The organism is Streptomyces sp. NPDC006610 (assembly GCF_040611575.1).
In the GTDB taxonomy this organism is placed as follows: Bacteria; Actinomycetota; Actinomycetes; order Streptomycetales; family Streptomycetaceae; genus Streptomyces.
Window position 1 is genome coordinate 148,430 of sequence record NZ_JBEXOP010000016.1, and the last position, 16,534, is coordinate 164,963.

Below are 16,534 nucleotides of genomic sequence, written 5' to 3' on the forward strand. Positions count from 1 at the left end.
CCCGGAGACCGAGGGAGTCACCCGTGATGATCCGCACCGCAGCCGCCGTGCTGGTGGCCGTCACCGCGCTCTCCGCCGTCACCGCCTGCTCCGACTCCTCCGACAGCACGTCCGGCACCGGCTCCGACGGCGCCTCCGGGAAGGTCTCCGGCAGGGTCACCGTCTTCGCGGCCGCCTCCCTGGAGGAGAGCTTCGAGGCCCTCGGCGAGCGCTTCGAGAAGCGGTACCCCGGCACGGAGGTCGGCTTCAGCTTCGGCGGCAGCGACAGCCTCGCCGCGAGCATCACCGGCGGCGCCCCGGCCGACGTCTTCGCCTCCGCCAGCCCCAAGACCATGAAGATCGTCACGGACTCCGGCGGCGCATCGGGCGAACCGGTCACCTTCGTCCGCAACCGGCTGGAGATCGCCACCCTGCCGGGCAATCCGGACGGCATCGCCTCCCTCGACGACCTCGCCGAACCGGGCCTCAAGGTCGTCCTGTGCGATCGCAGCGTCCCCTGCGGCGCCGCCGCGCGGACCGCGCTGGACGCCGGCGGTGTGCGGCTGACGCCGGTGTCCTACGAGCAGGACGTCAAGAGCGCGCTGACCAAGGTCGAACTGAAGGAGGCCGACGCCGCGCTCGTGTACCGGACGGACGTGCGGGCCGCCGGTGACAAGGTGGAGGGCGTGGAGTTCCCCGAGTCGTCGAAGGCGGTCAACGACTATCCGATCGCCCTCCTCAAGGACGCCCCCAACGCCCGGGCCGCCGAGGCGTTCATCGACCTGGTCAGGTCCGAGGAAGGGCGTCAGGTGCTGACGCGGGCCGGATTCCTCGCCCCATGACGCGCCGAGTGCCGCTCGCCCTGCTCCTGCCGGCCCTGCTCGGCCTGGCCTTCCTGGTCCTGCCGCTGATCGCGCTGCTCGTGCGGACGCCCTGGTCCGGTCTGCCGCAGCAGCTCACCAGCCCCGGGGTGTGGGAGGCGCTGCGGCTGTCCCTGCTGTGCGCGACCGCGGCGACCGCCCTGAGCCTGGTCGTCGGGGTTCCGCTGGCGTGGCTGCTGGCCCGCACGGAGTTTCCCGGCCGCGGCTTCGTGCGGGCCCTGGTGACGCTGCCGCTGGTGCTGCCGCCGGTGGTGGGCGGTGTGGCCCTGCTGCTCGCCCTCGGCCGCAACGGCGTCGTCGGGCAGTGGCTGGACTCCTGGTTCGGGATCACCCTGCCGTTCACCACGGCGGGCGTGGTGCTGGCGGAGACGTTCGTGGCGATGCCGTTCCTCGTCATCAGCGTCGAGGGCACCCTGCGGGCCGCCGACCCGCGCTTCGAGGAGGCGGCCATGACTCTGGGCGCCTCCCGCTTCACCGCGTTCCGCCGGGTCACCCTGCCGCTGATCGCGCCGGGCGTCGCCGCGGGCGCCGTGCTGGCGTGGGCGCGTGCGCTGGGCGAGTTCGGGGCGACGATCACCTTCGCCGGCAACTTCCCGGGGCGCACCCAGACCATGCCGCTCGCCGTCTATCTGGCGCTGCAGAGCGACCCCGCCGCAGCGATCGCCCTCAGCCTGGTCCTGCTGGCCGTCTCGATCGCGGTCCTGGCTGGCCTGCGCGACCGCTGGATGACGACGCCATGACCGACGCAGGTACGACACCGCGGCACACCCGGGGCCTGGACGCCCGCCTGGTCGTCGACCGCGGCTCCTTCCGCCTGGACGTGGCCCTGACCGCGGCGCCCGGCGACGTCGTCGCCCTCCTCGGCCCCAACGGCGCCGGCAAGACCACCGCGCTGCGGGCGCTGGCCGGTCTCACCCCGCTCACCGGCGGTCACCTGCGGCTCGACGGCGCCGACCTGGACCGCGTACCGCCCGAGTCGCGGCCGGTGGGCGTCGTCTTCCAGGACTACCTGCTGTTCCCGCATCTGAGCGCCCTCGACAACGTGGCCTTCGGGCCGCGCTGCCACGGCGCGGGCAAGGCCGAGGCCCGCGCCCAGGCCGCCGCCTGGCTGGAGCGGATGGGCATCGCCGAGCACGCCGCCTCCAAGCCCCGCCGGCTGTCCGGGGGCCAGGCGCAGCGCGTCGCCCTCGCCCGCGCCCTCGCCACCGGCCCACGGCTGCTGCTGCTGGACGAACCCCTGGCCGCCCTCGACGCCCGCACCCGCCTGGAGGTGCGCGCCCAGCTCCGCCGTCACCTGGTCGGCTTCGAGGCGGTCGCCGTGCTGGTCACCCATGATCCGCTGGACGCCATGGTGCTGGCCGACCGGCTGGTCGTGGTCGAGCACGGCCGCGTTGTCCAGGAGGGCACGCCCGCCGCGATCGCCCGCAGGCCGCGCACCGACTACGTGGCCCAGCTCGTCGGCCTGAACCTCTACCGGGGCACCGCCGACGGCCACACCGTCCGCCTCGACCCGGACGGCCCCGCCGTCACCACCACCGAGGACCTGCGCGGCCCCGCCTTCGTGGCCTTCCCGCCGGCCGCCGTCACCCTCCACCGCGACCGGCCCGCCGGCTCCAGCGCCCGCAACCTGTGGCGCTGCGAGGTCAGCGGCCTGGAAACCCACGGCGACCAGATCCGCGCGGCCCTGACCGGCGAGCTCACGCTCACCGCCGACCTCACCGCGGTCGCCGCGGCCGAGCTGGACCTGCATCCCGGCGCCATGGTCTGGGCGGCCGTCAAGGCCACCCAGACCCACGCCTACCCGGCCTGAACCACGGCCGCGGTCGACAGCCTTCTCAGTCCTCGTAGGCGTCCAGCGGCGGGCAGGAGCAGACGAGGTTCCGGTCGCCGAAGGCCTGGTCGATCCGGCGCACCGGCGGCCAGTACTTGTCGGCGGCGACGACGCCGCCGGGGAAGACCGCCTCCTCGCGGCTGTAGGCGTGCTCCCACGCCCCGCCCAGCGCCGCCGCGGTGTGCGGGGCGTTGCGCAGCGGGTTGTCGTCGGCCGGCCACGCGCCCGAGCCGACCTTCTCGATCTCCGCGCGAATGGCGATCATCGCGTCGCAGAACCGGTCCAGCTCGGTGAGGTCCTCGGACTCGGTGGGCTCGATCATGAGCGTGCCGGCCACCGGGAACGACATCGTCGGCGCGTGGAAGCCGTAGTCGATCAGCCGCTTGGCGACGTCGTCGACGCTCACGCCGGTCGCCTTCGTCAGCGGGCGCAGGTCGATGATGCACTCGTGCGCGACCAGCCCGCCGGGGCCGGTGTAGAGCACGGGGTAGTGCGGCTCAAGACGCTTGGCGATGTAGTTGGCGCTGAGGACGGCCACCTGCGTGGCCCGCTTCAGGCCCTCGCCGCCCATCAGGCGGACGTACGCCCAGGAGATGGGCAGGATGCCCGCGGAACCCCACGGAGCGGCGGAGATCGGGCCGACGCCGGTCGCGGGGCCGGCCTCGGGCTGCAGCGGGTGGTTCGGCAGGTACGGCGCCAGGTGCTCGCGCACCGCTACCGGGCCGACGCCCGGACCGCCGCCGCCGTGCGGGATGCAGAACGTCTTGTGCAGGTTCAGGTGCGAGACGTCGCCGCCGAAGTGGCCGGGCTTGGCCAGGCCGACCAGGGCGTTGAGGTTGGCGCCGTCGACGTAGACCTGGCCGCCGGCTTCGTGCACCCGGGCGCAGATGTCGGCGACGTGCTCCTCGAACACGCCGTGCGTGGAGGGGTAGGTGATCATGAGCACCGCCAGCTGGTCGCGATGCTGCTCGATCTTGGCCCGCAGGTCCTCGACGTCGATCTCGCCGTCGTCGGCGGTCTTGACGACGACGACCTTCATCCCGGCCATGACGGCGCTGGCGGCGTTGGTGCCGTGCGCGGAGGACGGGATCAGGCAGACGGTGCGCTGCTCGTCGCCGTTGGCGCGGTGGTAGCCGCGCACGGCCAGCAGCCCGGCCAGCTCGCCCTGCGACCCGGCGTTGGGCTGCAGCGACACCTTGTCGTAGCCGGTGACCTCGGCGAGACGTTCCTCCAGCTCGCGGATGAGCGTGAGGTAGCCCTGCGCCTGCTCGGCCGGCGCGAACGGGTGCAACTGACCGAACTCGGGCCAGGTGACCGGCTCCATCTCGGTGGTGGCGTTGAGCTTCATGGTGCAGGAGCCCAGCGGGATCATGCCCCGGTCGAGCGCGTAGTCGCGGTCGGCGAGCCTGCGCAGGTAGCGCAGCATGGCGGTCTCGGAGCGGTGCTGCTGGAACACCGGGTGGGTCAGGTAGGCGTCGGTGCGCAGCAGCGCCTGCGGCAGCGCGTCCTCGGTGGCCGCGTCCAGCGCCTCGACGTCGCCCTCGACGCCGAAGGCGTTCCACACGGCGCTCAGGTGGGCCCGGGTGGTGGTCTCGTCGCAGGAGACGGAGACGTGGTCGGCGTCGGCGAGGTGAAGGTTGACGCCCTGCTCGCGCGCGGCGGCTACGACCTCGGCGGCACGGCCGGGGACTCGGGCGGTCAGGGTGTCGAAGTAGGCGCCGTGCACGACCTCGACGCCGCCGCCGTTGAGCCCGGCCGCCAGGACGGCGGCGTACCGGTGGGTGCGCCGGGCGATGCCCTTCAGACCCTCGGGGCCGTGGTAGACGGCGTACATGCCCGCCATCACGGCGAGCAGCACCTGGGCGGTGCAGATGTTGCTGGTGGCCTTCTCGCGGCGGATGTGCTGCTCACGCGTCTGCAGCGCGAGGCGGTAGGCGCGGTTGCCGTCGGCGTCGACGGACACGCCGACCAGACGGCCGGGCAGGCTGCGGGCGAACTGCTCGCGCACCGCCATGTAGCCGGCGTGCGGCCCGCCGAAGCCCATGGGCACGCCGAAGCGCTGCGTGGTGCCGACCGCGATGTCCGCGCCCAGTTCGCCCGGCGACTTCAGCAGCGTCAGCGCCAGCAGGTCGGCGGCGACGGTGACCAGCGCGCCCAGGTCGTGCGCCTGGTCGATGACGGGCTTGAGGTCGCGTACGGCCCCGGAGGCGCCCGGGTACTGGAGGAGGACGCCGTTGATCTCCCGCTCGGCGATCTCGGCGGGGATGCCCTGGCTCAGGTCGGCGACGACGACTTCGACGCCGACCGGCTCGCAGCGGGTCCGGATCACCGCGACGGTCTGCGGCAGCACGTCCGCGTCGACGAGGTAGAGGCCCTTCTTGTTCCGCCCCATGCGCCGGGACAGCGCGACGGCCTCGGCAGCGGCCGTGCCCTCGTCGAGCAGCGAGGCGCCGGAGGTGGGCAGACCGGTGAGGTCGGCGACCATCGTCTGGAAGTTCAGCAGCGCCTCGAGCCGCCCCTGGGAGATCTCGGGCTGGTAGGGCGTGTACGCCGTGTACCAGGCGGGGTTCTCCATGACGTTGCGCAGGATCACCGGCGGGGTGAAGGTGCCGTAGTAGCCGAGGCCGATCATGGAGCCCAGGACCTGGTTGCGGTCGGCGAGCGCACGCAGCTCGGCGAGCACCTCGGCCTCGGTGCGGGCGTCCGGCAGTTCCAGCCGGTCGGCGTTCTTGATCACGTCCGGGACGGCGGCGGCGGTCAGTTCGTCCAGGGAGCCGTAGCCGACCTGGGCGAGCATCTTCGCCCTGGCCTCCTGGTCGGGCCCGATGTGGCGCTGTTCGAAGGGGATGCCCTGTTCGAGCTCGGCGAGCGGGGTGCGGTGGGCGGTCATCTGCGGAGGCCTCCTGGTCTGACGCGACCTTCGGGGGGCACCCCGGCACGGGTACCCCGACGGCCTCCCCCTCTGTCATCTCGACCTGAGAGCTTCACCGGGCCGCCCGAGGACGTCCGGCTTTCACCGTCGGTGAGGACGGACGCCGGCGGCGCCTGTCCTGCTTTCCAGAGTGACCTCGTCCGTGCGGTACGGGGGCCTGAGAGATTCCGGGGAGGATTTGCTCCTTCGGCGCCTCCGACGGTGGTCGGAGGACTCTCCCGCACGGGGTCGCCAGCCACTTGCCAGACTACCAGCGAGCCCGGCGCGGGGTCCCTCGAGTGGCCGCCTTCCCCAATGTGCTCTTTCGTAGTGCTGACGAACGAGTTGCGACCATGAGGAGGGACCGTGCAGACCGACATCGATCCGCGCAACCTGATCGGCCGCAAGGCGTTCGACCGCACCGGCGCCAGGATCGGCACGATCGACGAGGTGTACCTCGACGACGCCACCGGCGAACCGGAGTGGGCGGCCATACGCACCGGCCTGTTCAGCCGCGACGCGTTCGTCCCGCTGGAGCCCAGCGAACTGATCGACGGCAGCCTGCACGTCCCCTACGACCGCGCCCTGATCAGGAGGGCTCCCGACCTCGGCGTCGGCCGGCACCTGTCCCCGGAACAGGAGCTGCGGCTCTACCACCACTACGGACTCGACGTGGCCGCCCCTCCCCCGCTCCCGGACCACGACTTCGGCAGACTCGCCGGCTCCGACGACTCCTGACCTGCCTCGGGTCTTCGCGGCACGAGCGGCAGCGGATCCGCCGGCTCCAGCGCGGGGTCGTCAGTACGGAAGGTCCGCACCCGCCCCGGCTCCGAGCCGGGCGTCTCGAACCGCACGGTCACCCGGCCCAGTCCACTGCCCTGCACCCAGCCGTGCCCGTGCTCGGCGTGCCGCACGTCGTGCCCGGCGGGCCAGCGCCGCTCGGCCGGCTCGGCGACGCCCTGTTCCGGTTCCGGCACCGCGTCCTCGTCCGGCACGTCCGCCAGGGGCCCCGCGGCCTGCGCGAACAGGTCCTCCTGCGTGTAGTCGGCGAGGCCGCTGACCCCCACGCCCAGCAGCCGCACGCCGCCCGTCGTGTCCACCGAGTCCAGCAGCCGCGCCGCAGCCTCCCGCACCACCGCCGGATCGTCCGTGGGGCCACGCAGCGTCTCGGACCGGGTCAGCGTGGAGAAGTCGTACCGGCGCACCTTGAGCACGATCGTCCGCCCCGACAGCCCCGCGCCCCGCAGCCGCCGCACGCACCGGTCCGCCAGCCGCTGCACCTCCAGCCCCACCCGGAGCCGGTCGTGGATGTCCACGTCGTAGGTGTCCTCCACGGACACCGACTTCGTCTCCCGCTCGGCCACCACGGGCCGCTCGTCGCGCGCCAGCGCCATGGCGTACAGCGCGTGCCCGTGTGCCTTGCCGACCAGCCGGACGAGTTCGTCCTCGCCGGCCTCGGCCAGTTCCCCGACCGTGGTGATCCCGGCCCTCCGCAGATGGTCCCCCGTCGCGGGGCCCACTCCGGGGAGCGTCCGCACCGGCATCGGTCCGAGCAGCGCCCGCTCGGTGCCCGGCTCGATCAGCTCCAGCCCGTCGGGTTTGGCGCGCTCCGAGGCGATCTTCGCGAGCATCTTGGAGGCGGCGAGCCCGACCGAACCGGTCAGTCCGGTGACGGCGCGGATGTCCGCCCGCAGCTTCTCGCCCGCGACCCACGCCGACCCCGCGTCCCGGGCGGCTCCCCCGGCCTCCAGGTCCACGAACGCCTCGTCCAGGCTGAGCGGCTCCACCAGCGGCGACAGCTCCCGCAGCAGCGCCATCACCTGATCGCTGATCGACCGGTACACCGCGAAGCGGGGCACCAGATAGGCGGCGTTGGGCGCCAGCCGGCGGGCCTGTGCCATCGGCATCGCCGAGTGCACCCCGAAGACCCGGGCCTCGTACGACGCCGTCGCCACCACACCGCGGGGACCGAGTCCGCCCACGATGACGGCCTTCCCGCGCAGGCTCGGCTTGGACGCCTGCTCCACCGAGGCGAAGAAGGCGTCCATGTCGAGGTGCAGGATCGTCGGCGCGGCTCTCACATCTTCGATGCTGCCCCACGCCACTGACAATCGGGGCCCTCAGACGGCGCGGTTGCTCCGCCGCCGCGCCAGCTCGTCGGCGGGGTTGGCGCCGACGAGGGTCTCGCCGGTGTCGACGCGCTCGCCGTGCAGCTGGGACAGCGCGTTCTCCACGTCCCGCCACACGACCCCGACCGCGATCCCGAAGATGCCCTGACCGCCCTGGAGCAGCGCGTGGACCTCGTCCGGGGAGGTGCACTCGTAGACGGTGGCGCCGTCGCTCATCAGCGTCATCCGCTCCAGGTCGCGGAAACCGCGTTCTCTGAGGTGCTGCACGGCCGTGCGGATGTTCTGCAGCGACACCCCGGTGTCCAGGAACCGCTTGACGATCTTCAGGACGACAACGTCCCGGAAGCTGTACAGACGCTGCGTGCCGGACCCGTGGGCGGGCCGCACACTCGGCTCGACCAGGCCGGTGCGGGCCCAGTAGTCGAGCTGCCGATAGGTGATGCCGGCGGCCGCGCAGGCCGTGGGCCCGCGGTAGCCGATCTGTTCGGACGCCATGGGCGCCGCCCCTCCGCCGCCGGGAACGGCCGTCGGTCGCTGCACAGCGTGATCGGCCGTCCTGCCGTGAAGCGGGTACGGTCCGCTCTCCCCCAGACCGCGTCCGGGGGCACCCCCAGCCGTACCGTCGCCGCTGCTTCTCACGCCGACCTCCGTCCTTGACCTGCCTTCTCGACGGTAGGCAGTCACCAAGGGTGCGTCAACGATCGCCACACTCGGCACGCCGAGTGATAATCACCCTAGGAGTGGTTTCCCGCACCCCACCGCGGGGAAAGGCTAGCCGAATGCGCAGACGGGGGGCCGCAGGACGCTCTCACTCGCCCCCGGCAATTGCCGGGCGGAAGCCGCCCGGCGGACCGTCTCACTGGTTGCTGGTGCCGAAGTCCTCGGGCGAGATCTGGTCGAGGAACTCGCGGAACTTCTCCACCTCGTCCTCCTGCTCGTCCGGAATCGCGATCCCCGCGTCGTCCAGCACCCCGTCACTGCCGTAGATCGGCGTGCCGGTGCGCAGGGCGAGCGCTATGGCATCGGAGGGGCGGGCGCTCACCTCCACGCCGCTGGCGAAGACCAGCTCCGCGTAGAAGACGCCTTCACGCAGGTCCGTGATGCGCACTTCGGTGAGCTCCTGGCCGACGGCCTCCAGCACGTCCTTGAACAGGTCGTGGGTCAGCGGTCGCGCGGGGGCCATGCCCTGCTGGGCGAAGGCGATCGCCGTCGCCTCCCCCGGACCGATCCAGATGGGGAGGTAACGGTCACCTGCCACTTCGCGCAGGAGCACGATCGGTTGGTTGGAGGGCATTTCCACCCGGACACCTACGACATCGAGCTCGTTCACACAGCAACCCTAGGCCGTGCCCGGGACGTTTGGGTAGTCGGGCCGGGTCAAGAGCCCCTCGCGACCGGTGGCGCCCCGTCCGGCGCCCCCGGAATCCGGCTCCGGTCAGGGCAGCCGTACGCCCAGTGCCGTCTGCACCAGCGCCGCGTGCAGCTTCACCGTCAGGCCCGCCAGCTCCTTGGCCCGCGCTTCCGCGTGCGCCCTCGTCTGCGGGTTGCGGTGCCGCCGGAGCGGGGCCACGACCTGGTCCACCAGCCCCGCCTCGCGGTCGGCGGCGGCCTTCATCACCCGCAGGTGCCGCGGCTCGATCCCGAACCGGCCCAGCTCGGCGACGAGCGCCGCCACGGTCGCCGCCTCCGCGTCGTACACGCCCTCGGCCAGCGGGGCGATCAGCCCGTACGACTCCCACTCGGCCAGTTCCCGCTCGTCGATCCCGGCGGCGGCCAGCAGCTCGGCCCGCCCGATGCGCGCCGCCGTCGGCCCGTCGAAAGCCTCCGGCGCACCGTCGGCGTCCCGCTGCCGCCCCACCACGGGCAGCCGTACGTCCTCACCGCGCTCCAGCGCCTCGAGCTGCTCGCGGATCACCTTGAGCGGCAGATAGTGGTCCCGCTGCATCCTCAGCACATGCCCGAGCCGCTCGACGTCGCCGGCGCTGAACTTGCGATACCCGGACGGGGTCCGCTGCGGCTCGATCAGCCCCTCCGATTCAAGGAAGCGGATCTTCGAGATGGTGACTTCCGGGAACTCCTCGCGCAGCACGTTCAACACCGTGCCGATACTCATCAGCCCGCTGTCCGCGGCGGCGGCGCCGTGCCCGGCGCCGCCGCTCGGTGAGTGACGCATGGACCTTCCCTGTTCCCCCCGGACAAGCGTCCGGGGAGGGTCAGATGCCCTGTCGGCTCGCGTAGAACACCAGCCGGTACTTGCCGATCTGCACCTCGTCACCGTTCGACAGGGCGACCTGGTCGATCCGCTCGCGGTTGACGTAGGTACCGTTCAGACTGCCCACGTCGGCCACCGTGAACGAACCGTCCGGACCGCGCCGGAACTCCACGTGCCGCCGCGAGACCGTGACGTCGTCCAGGAAGATGTCGCTCTGCGGGTGACGGCCCGCCGTGGTCAGGTCGCTGTCCAGCAGGAAACGACTGCCCGAGTTCGGGCCGCGGCGCACCACCAGCAGCGCGGAGCCCAGCGGCAGCGCGTCCACCGCGGCCTGCGCCTCGGCGGAGAGCGTCGGCATCGGCGTCTGGCCGGTGGCCTCGGCGTCGTAGGCCTCGAGACCGCTGATGGAGATCGTGGAAGTCGTCTCGGAGGGGCGCTCGGCGGCAGCTCCGGCACGCAGCGGCGCACCGCAGTTGGAGCAGAAGCGGCTCGTCTCCGGGTTCCGGTTACCGCACCTCGTACACACCAGCGCCGGCATGGAAAACCCTCCACCCGTACTCGACGGTTGGCCGAAACCTATGCCGCCGGCCTGGGCAGGGTCAACGGACGACGCGCCGGGGCCGTCACCGCCCGGACCGGCCACCTGGTCCCGGAACAGCGGGCGCTGGCCTTCCGCGTCGGGCTGCGCACGATGACGGGCGGTGGCGTTGCCGCTGCCCTCTCGCGTGCTCTTGCCGAACAACTTCGCAAACAACTTCACGGGCGATTCCCCTTGACCGAAACAGACCCGCCCGTGGGGCAGGACGAACCCTGATTGCACACACTGGCCGACCCGGACATCCTCACAACGTCCGTATCCACCAGACAGTTTCCACCACGCACCACCCGATCGGTGCGTCGACCCCCCGCAACCTCATGCCCTCGCCGGACGTCCGCCATGCACCCCCGGTTCACTGGGAGGACGACCGAGCGTAGTCAGGTCGCTTCACCGCTCGCAAGGCGTCCACGACGATCTTGTCCGACCGCTCCACACTAACGGTGGCCTGCTCCTTCTCGAGCGTCTGCACCACGCCTCCCGGGATGTTGAGCGCCGGTTCCAGATCCTGCGGCTTGCCGATGACCTTGAAACGATACGGGGTGTTGATCTTGTTCCCGTCGACGGTCACGCTCCCGCGCGCGTCCGCGAGGTAGGTGCCGGCGACCACGCGCACGCCGTTCACCTGGATCGCCTCCGCGCCGGCGGCGCGCAGCTCCTGGATCGCGTCGAGCAGCATGTCCGCCTCGACCGTCCCCTTCGTGTCGGTGATCGTCATCGTGATGCCCGGCCCCTGGGCCGCCACCGTGCCCGCGAGGATGCCCAGCTGCCGTTCCTTCTCCTGCGTCTGCCTCCGGGCCTCCTCCGCCTGGTTGGAGCTGTTCTCCAGCTCCTCCCGCTGCTGTTCGAGACCCTGCTTCTCGTCCTCAAGACGCTGTGTGCGGTCGTCGAGTTCATCGAGGATGCGAACGAGATCCTCCTGCCGCGCCCCGCTGAGGACGCTGTCGCCCTCGCTGTTCGAGGCCACCTGCACGGCCAGGCCGAAGCCGAGGCCGAACAGGAGCAGGGCGACGATCAGCTGGGCGCGTGTCACCCGCGGCGGCCACAACCCGTCGATCAGCCGCTGCCGTCCCGTCGGCGCCGGTCCGGGGGTCGGCCCGGTGCCGTCCTCGGCCGGGGCCGCGGCGGGCACCTCGGGAGGCAGTTCCTCGCGCAGCGGCGGACGCTTGCCGTTGGTCTCTTCCTGGTTGCTCATCGGCCTCACGCCCGGAAGACGTGGCGCCGGATGGCCGCGGCGTTGGAGAAGATGCGGATGCCGAGGACCACCACGACGCCGGTGGACAGCTGCGCGCCGACGCCCAGCTTGTCGCCGAGGAACACGATCAGCGCGGCGACGACCACGTTCGACAGGAACGACACCACGAACACCTTGTCGTCGAAGATCCCGTCGAGCATCGCCCGCAGCCCGCCGAAGACCGCGTCCAGCGCCGCGACGACGGCGATCGGCAGATAAGGCTCTACGGCCGCCGGCACCTCGGGCCGGACCAGCAGGCCGGCCACGACACCCACGACGAGGCCCAGTACGGCGATCACGATGTGCCCTTCTCACTTCTCTGCTGTGCTGTTTCCGATATCGGCTGTGCTGTGCGGACGATCATCCTGGGCGCGGCGGGCAGCCGGAGGTCGTCCTCCGCGGAGATGCCGGTCCTGATCCCGAAGTTCTCCTGCAGCGCATGCAGGTACAGCCCGTCCGCACTGTTCTGGAACGCGGCGCTCAGCCGCTCGCCGTCCCCCACCGCGAGAACCGTGTACGGCGGCACCAGCGGCCTGTTGTCGACCAGTATGGCGTCGCCGGCGGCCCTGATCGCCGACAGCGCCGTAAGCCGCTGCCCGTTGATCGCGACGGCCTCGGCGCCGGACTCCCACAGCCCGTTGACCACCCGCTGCAGATCCCGGTCGCGCACTCGCCCCGTGTCGGAGAAACCGGTGGTCCCGCGCGGGTCGTCGTCTCCGCCGCCGGTGGCCTCCTTGGCGTCGTTCACCACCAGCCGCACCCCGGGGCCGTGCACCTCGGTCGCCCCGGCCAGCAGGCCGACCAGGTCCGCCTGGGCGCCGCCGCCGCTGTCCCGCAGGGCCTCACGCTGGCGGGCGTTCACATCGGCGCGCAGCGCGTCGACGTCCTGCTCCAGCTCGTCCGCGGCGTCGGTCTCCCGTCCGATGCGGTCGATGAGCTCCTCCCGCTCCTTGGCCACGACCGGCGCGTCCACGCGGGCCTGCGCCGCGCCCAGGGTCACCACGAGAGCCGCGAGGACCAGGCCGGCGGCCAGCCCGAGCCGGGCCCTCAGCGTCTTCGGCACGCCGCCGACGCCGGCGGCCTGCTTCCGGGCCGCGGCCTGCGCGTACCCGTCGTCGAGGCTGTGGTCCATGACGTTGGTGAGCAGTGACATGGACGCGTCCGGACGCGCGGCAGACCTGGGAGTGCTCCGAACGGGGGGCTGCTGCGGCATGCCGCACATCGTCGCACGAGGTGACCGCTACCTCCGAATGGCCCCACCGGCGTGCCGGACAGGCCCCCCTTGGGGACACTTGTCCGGCACGCGCGCGTGGGGCGCCTTGTCTCCTACCGGGGCCTACCGCCCCGCGCTGTCCACGACCGCCGCCCACTCGTCGAGCAGCGCCTGTGCGGAGGCGTCGTCCGGGCCCTCGGCCCACAGATGGGTGACGGCTTCGGCAGGGTCGGGCAGCACCATCACCCAGCGCCCGTCGGCCTCCACCACGCGCACCCCGTCCGTGGTGTCCACCTGTCGGTCTCCGGCCGCCTCGACCACCCGGCGCATGACGAGTCCCTTGACGGCCCAGGGGGTCGCCAGATCCCGCTTGAGCACGTGCGCCCGCGGGATCCGCGCGTCGATCTGGCTGAGGGTGAGCTGCGTCCGCGCCACCAGCCCGATCAGCCGTACGAAGGCCGCCGTGCCGTCGAAGACGCTGCTGAACTCGGGGACGATGAATCCGCCCTTGCCGTCGCCGCCGAAGATGGTCGTCTCGTCCCGGCCGACCCTGGTCAGGTCGTCCGGCGAGGTGGTGGTCCACTCGACCTGCGTTCCGTGGTACGCGGCGACCTGCTCGGCGATGCGGGTCGTCGTCACCGGCAGCGCCACCCGTCCGCTGCGCCGCTCGGCGGCGACCAGGTCGAGCATGACGAGCAGTGCCCGGTCGTCCTCGACGATCCGGCCCTTCTCGTCCACCAGCGACAGCCGCTCGCCGACGGGGTCGAACCGCACCCCGAACGCCGCCCGCGCGGACGCCACGATCTCTCCCAGCCGCACCAACCCCGACCGCCGGGCGTCCGCCGTCTCCGTCGGTCTCGACTCGTCCAGCCCGGGGTTGATCGTCAGCGAGTCGACGCCCAGCTTCCCGAGCAGGCTGGGCAGCACCAGACCCGCGCTGCCGTTGGACGCGTCCACGACGACCTTCAGCCCGGACTCGGCGATCCCGGTCGTGTCGACGTTGCGCAGCAACGACCCGGTGTAGGAGTCGAAGACGCTCGCCGGGAAGTGCAGGTCCCCGATCTCGCCCGGGAAGGCACGCCGGTACTCCTGCCGCGCGAAGACCCGGTCCAGCTTCCGCTGGCTGGCCTGCGACAGATCGGCGCCCTGGGAGTCGAAGAACATGATGTCCACGGAGTCCGGCACTCCGGGCGAGGTGCGGATCATGATGCCGCCGGCGCTGCCCCGAGCCGTCTGCTGCCGCGCCACCGGCAGCGGTACGTTCTCCAGGTCCCGCACTTCGATGGCGCTGGCCTGAAGGGCGGAGATCACGGCCCGCTTGAGCGCACGCGCACCACGGGAGTGGTCGCGGGCTGTGGTGACGGTGGACCCCTTCTTCAGGGTCGTCGCGTAGGCGCCGGCGAGCCGCACCGCGAGCTCGGGCGTGATCTCGACGTTCAGGATGCCGGAGACGCCACGGGCTCCGAACAGATGCGCCTGGCCGCGCGACTCCCAGATCACCGAGGTGTTGACGAACGCGCCGGCCTCGATGGTCTTGAACGGGTAGACGCGCACATTGCCCTGCACGATCGATTCTTCACCGATCAGGCACTCGTCGCCGATGACCGCGCCGTCCTCGATGCGGGCCGCGCGCATGATGTCGGTGTTCTTGCCGACGACGCAGCCTCGCAGGTTGCTGTGCTGCCCGACGTAGACGTTGTCGTGCACCACGGCCTTGTGCAGGAAGGCGCCGGTCTTGACGACGACGTTGGAGCCTACGACGGTGTGCTCGCGGATCTCCGCGCCGGCCTCGACCTTGGCGTAGTCGCCGATGTACAGCGGCCCGCGCAGTACGGCATCGGGGTGCACCTCGGCCCCCTCGGCCACCCAGACTCCCGGGGAGATCTCGAATCCGTCGATCTCCACGTCGACCTTGCCCTCGAGAACGTCGGCCTGCGCCTTGACGTAGCTCTCGTGCGTGCCGACGTCCTCCCAGTAGCCCTCGGCGACATAGCCGTAGACCGGCTTGCCCTCCTTCATGAGCTGGGGGAAGACATCACCGGACCAGTCGACGGGCACGTCGGCCTCGACGTAGTTGAAGACCTCGGGCTCCATCACGTAGATGCCGGTGTTCACGGTGTCCGAGAACACCTGCCCCCAGGTGGGCTTCTCCAGGAACCGCTCGACCTTGCCCTCTTCGTCGACGATGGTGATGCCGAACTCCAGAGGGTTGGGCACGCGCGTCAGGCAGACGGTGACCAGCGCGCCCTTTTCCTTGTGGAAGTTGATCAGCTCGGTGAGGTCGAAGTCGGTCAGGGCATCGCCGGAGATGACAAGGAAAGTGTCGTCCTTCAACGCCTCTTCGGCGTTCTTGACGCTTCCGGCGGTACCGAGTGGCTTCTCCTCGTTGGCATAGGTGAGCTCCATTCCGAGCTCTTCCCCGTCACCGAAGTAGTTCTTGACCAGTGAGGCAAGGAACTGCACAGTCACGACGGTTTCGTTGAGCCCATGCCTTTTGAGCAGCCGCAGAACGTGCTCCATGATCGGCCGGTTGGCGACCGGCAGGAGCGGCTTGGGCATGCTTGAGGTCATGGGGCGAAGGCGTGTGCCTTCGCCGCCGGCCATCACGACGGCCTTCATGTCGGAAGCGTCCTCCTCTAACAGACGACGGTCTAGCCGACTTCACCCGTCCGAATTGTCCCGCACTTTTCGCCGGCGGGCCATCGCAGGCTCAGGCGCTGCGTCTCTGCGGCGAGTTCAGTCGGCCGTGGCGCCCGCGCGAACGATACGGCGGACCTGCACCACGTAGAGGACTCCTGCCCACCAATACAGGGTTGTACCCCATCCGGCGAACGCCCATCCGAAAATAGCAGCGAGTGACGCGATCCATCCTGTTCCGTCACTGAGCAGGAGCAACGGGAAGGCATACATCAGGTTGAAGGTGGCCGCCTTCCCCAGGAAGTTCACCTGCGGCGGGGGATAGCCATGGCGTCTGAGGATGCCCACCATCACCAGCAGGACCAGCTCGCGCGCCAGCAGGACGGCGGTGAGCCAGAGCGGGAGAATCTCCCGCCAGGTGAGTCCGACCAGCGTCGAGAGAATGTAGAGCCGGTCCGCGGCCGGGTCCAGCAGCCGGCCGAGGCTGCTGATCTGGTTCCAGCGCCGCGCGAGTTTTCCGTCCAGGTAGTCGCTGATCCCGCTGAAGGCCAGCACCAACAGCGCCCAGCCGTCGCTCTTCGGGCCTCCGAACTCGGGCCGCAGGATCAGCCACAGGAAGAGGGGCACGCCGACGAGTCGAGCCATGCTGAGGATGTTCGGGATGGTGAGCACCCGGTCCGTCTGGACGCGGGTCTCCTGGACCTCCAACCGGGGGCCTCCTGTCGGAAACGAGCCAACGATGCCCCCTGACCTTACCTCAACGCAAAAAAGCTCCGGCTCTTGGGCTGTCTGCCCAAGAGCCGGAGCTCCAAAAGGAGTTCGGCGGCGTCCTACTCTCCCACAGGGTCCCCCCTGCAGTACCATCGGCGCTGTAAGGCTTAGCTTCCGGGTTCGGAATGTAACCGGGCGTTT

General features: G+C 71.2%; 15 protein-coding genes, 1 rRNA gene and 1 riboswitch. Of the genes, 4 read left to right on the plus strand and 12 right to left on the minus strand.

Going from position 1 to position 16,534, the window contains the following annotated elements; all coding sequences use genetic code 11:
• The first annotated feature begins 26 nt into the window (after positions 1-26).
• From modA to ABZY13_RS16060, 3 genes are read left to right on the plus strand one after another with little or no spacing between them, the layout of a single operon-like run.
• Positions 27-821 (plus strand): molybdate ABC transporter substrate-binding protein, encoded by a 795-nt coding sequence (gene modA / locus ABZY13_RS16050; protein ID WP_356631000.1) that lies wholly within the window; start codon positions 27-29, stop codon positions 819-821.
• Positions 818-1,600, plus strand: coding sequence for a molybdate ABC transporter permease subunit (gene modB, locus ABZY13_RS16055; protein WP_356631002.1), 783 nt, complete (start codon positions 818-820; stop codon positions 1,598-1,600). Before modA ends, modB begins: the two co-directional genes overlap by 4 nt.
• The gene (locus ABZY13_RS16060; protein WP_356631004.1) at positions 1,597-2,670 is read left to right on the plus strand and encodes an ABC transporter ATP-binding protein; all 1,074 of its coding nucleotides are present in this window, start codon (positions 1,597-1,599) and stop codon (positions 2,668-2,670) included. Before modB ends, ABZY13_RS16060 begins: the two co-directional genes overlap by 4 nt.
• Positions 2,671-2,695: 25 nt before the next feature.
• Here ABZY13_RS16060 and gcvP read toward each other — a convergent pair whose 3' ends face one another.
• Entirely contained in the window at positions 2,696-5,581 is a 2,886-nt protein-coding gene (gene gcvP / locus ABZY13_RS16065) for an aminomethyl-transferring glycine dehydrogenase (protein WP_356631006.1), read from the minus strand.
• A 177-nt stretch (positions 5,582-5,758) separates the two neighbouring features.
• Positions 5,759-5,854, minus strand: a riboswitch (glycine riboswitch).
• 114 nt (positions 5,855-5,968) lie between these two features.
• Here gcvP and ABZY13_RS16070 point away from each other — a divergent pair.
• On the plus strand, positions 5,969-6,340 hold the full coding sequence (locus ABZY13_RS16070; protein ID WP_356631008.1) for a PRC-barrel domain-containing protein: 372 nt from the start codon (positions 5,969-5,971) through the stop codon (positions 6,338-6,340).
• Here the strand turns inward: ABZY13_RS16070 and ABZY13_RS16075 are convergent.
• The 11 genes from ABZY13_RS16075 to rrf all read right to left on the minus strand — a co-directional run.
• Positions 6,262-7,683 (minus strand): DNA polymerase IV, encoded by a 1,422-nt coding sequence (locus tag ABZY13_RS16075; RefSeq protein WP_356631010.1) that lies wholly within the window; start codon positions 7,681-7,683, stop codon positions 6,262-6,264. The two genes, ABZY13_RS16070 and ABZY13_RS16075, sit on opposite strands and share 79 nt — an antisense overlap.
• A gap of 39 nt (positions 7,684-7,722) precedes the next feature.
• Entirely contained in the window at positions 7,723-8,370 is a 648-nt protein-coding gene (locus tag ABZY13_RS16080) for a MerR family transcriptional regulator (RefSeq protein ID WP_356631012.1), read from the minus strand.
• A 217-nt stretch (positions 8,371-8,587) separates the two neighbouring features.
• Positions 8,588-9,061 carry a bifunctional nuclease family protein gene (locus tag ABZY13_RS16085; RefSeq protein ID WP_356631014.1) on the minus strand — a complete coding sequence of 158 codons (474 nt, stop codon included), beginning with the start codon at positions 9,059-9,061 and terminating at the stop codon, positions 8,588-8,590.
• Positions 9,062-9,166: 105 nt separating this feature from the next.
• Positions 9,167-9,904: a MerR family transcriptional regulator gene (locus ABZY13_RS16090; RefSeq protein WP_356631016.1), complete on the minus strand. Its 738-nt coding sequence runs from the start codon at positions 9,902-9,904 to the stop codon at positions 9,167-9,169.
• A gap of 40 nt (positions 9,905-9,944) precedes the next feature.
• Complete coding sequence (locus ABZY13_RS16095) at positions 9,945-10,811, minus strand: FHA domain-containing protein (protein ID WP_356631042.1); 867 nt, start codon at positions 10,809-10,811, stop codon at positions 9,945-9,947.
• An 82-nt stretch (positions 10,812-10,893) separates the two neighbouring features.
• Positions 10,894-11,733 carry a DUF881 domain-containing protein gene (locus ABZY13_RS16100; protein ID WP_356631018.1) on the minus strand — a complete coding sequence of 280 codons (840 nt, stop codon included), beginning with the start codon at positions 11,731-11,733 and terminating at the stop codon, positions 10,894-10,896.
• A 5-nt stretch (positions 11,734-11,738) separates the two neighbouring features.
• Positions 11,739-12,071 (minus strand): small basic family protein, encoded by a 333-nt coding sequence (locus tag ABZY13_RS16105; RefSeq protein ID WP_003977440.1) that lies wholly within the window; start codon positions 12,069-12,071, stop codon positions 11,739-11,741.
• Positions 12,068-12,994, minus strand: coding sequence for a DUF881 domain-containing protein (locus ABZY13_RS16110; RefSeq protein WP_356631020.1), 927 nt, complete (start codon positions 12,992-12,994; stop codon positions 12,068-12,070). Before ABZY13_RS16110 ends, ABZY13_RS16105 begins: the two co-directional genes overlap by 4 nt.
• 114 nt (positions 12,995-13,108) lie before the next feature.
• Positions 13,109-15,604, minus strand: a complete 2,496-nt coding sequence (locus ABZY13_RS16115; protein WP_356631022.1) for a mannose-1-phosphate guanyltransferase — start codon at positions 15,602-15,604, stop codon at positions 13,109-13,111.
• A 117-nt stretch (positions 15,605-15,721) separates the two neighbouring features.
• Complete coding sequence (locus ABZY13_RS16120) at positions 15,722-16,330, minus strand: CDP-alcohol phosphatidyltransferase family protein (protein WP_356631024.1); 609 nt, start codon at positions 16,328-16,330, stop codon at positions 15,722-15,724.
• 109 nt (positions 16,331-16,439) lie between these two features.
• Positions 16,440-16,534: ribosomal RNA gene (gene rrf, locus ABZY13_RS16125) — 5S ribosomal RNA — on the minus strand; the annotation flags it as partial.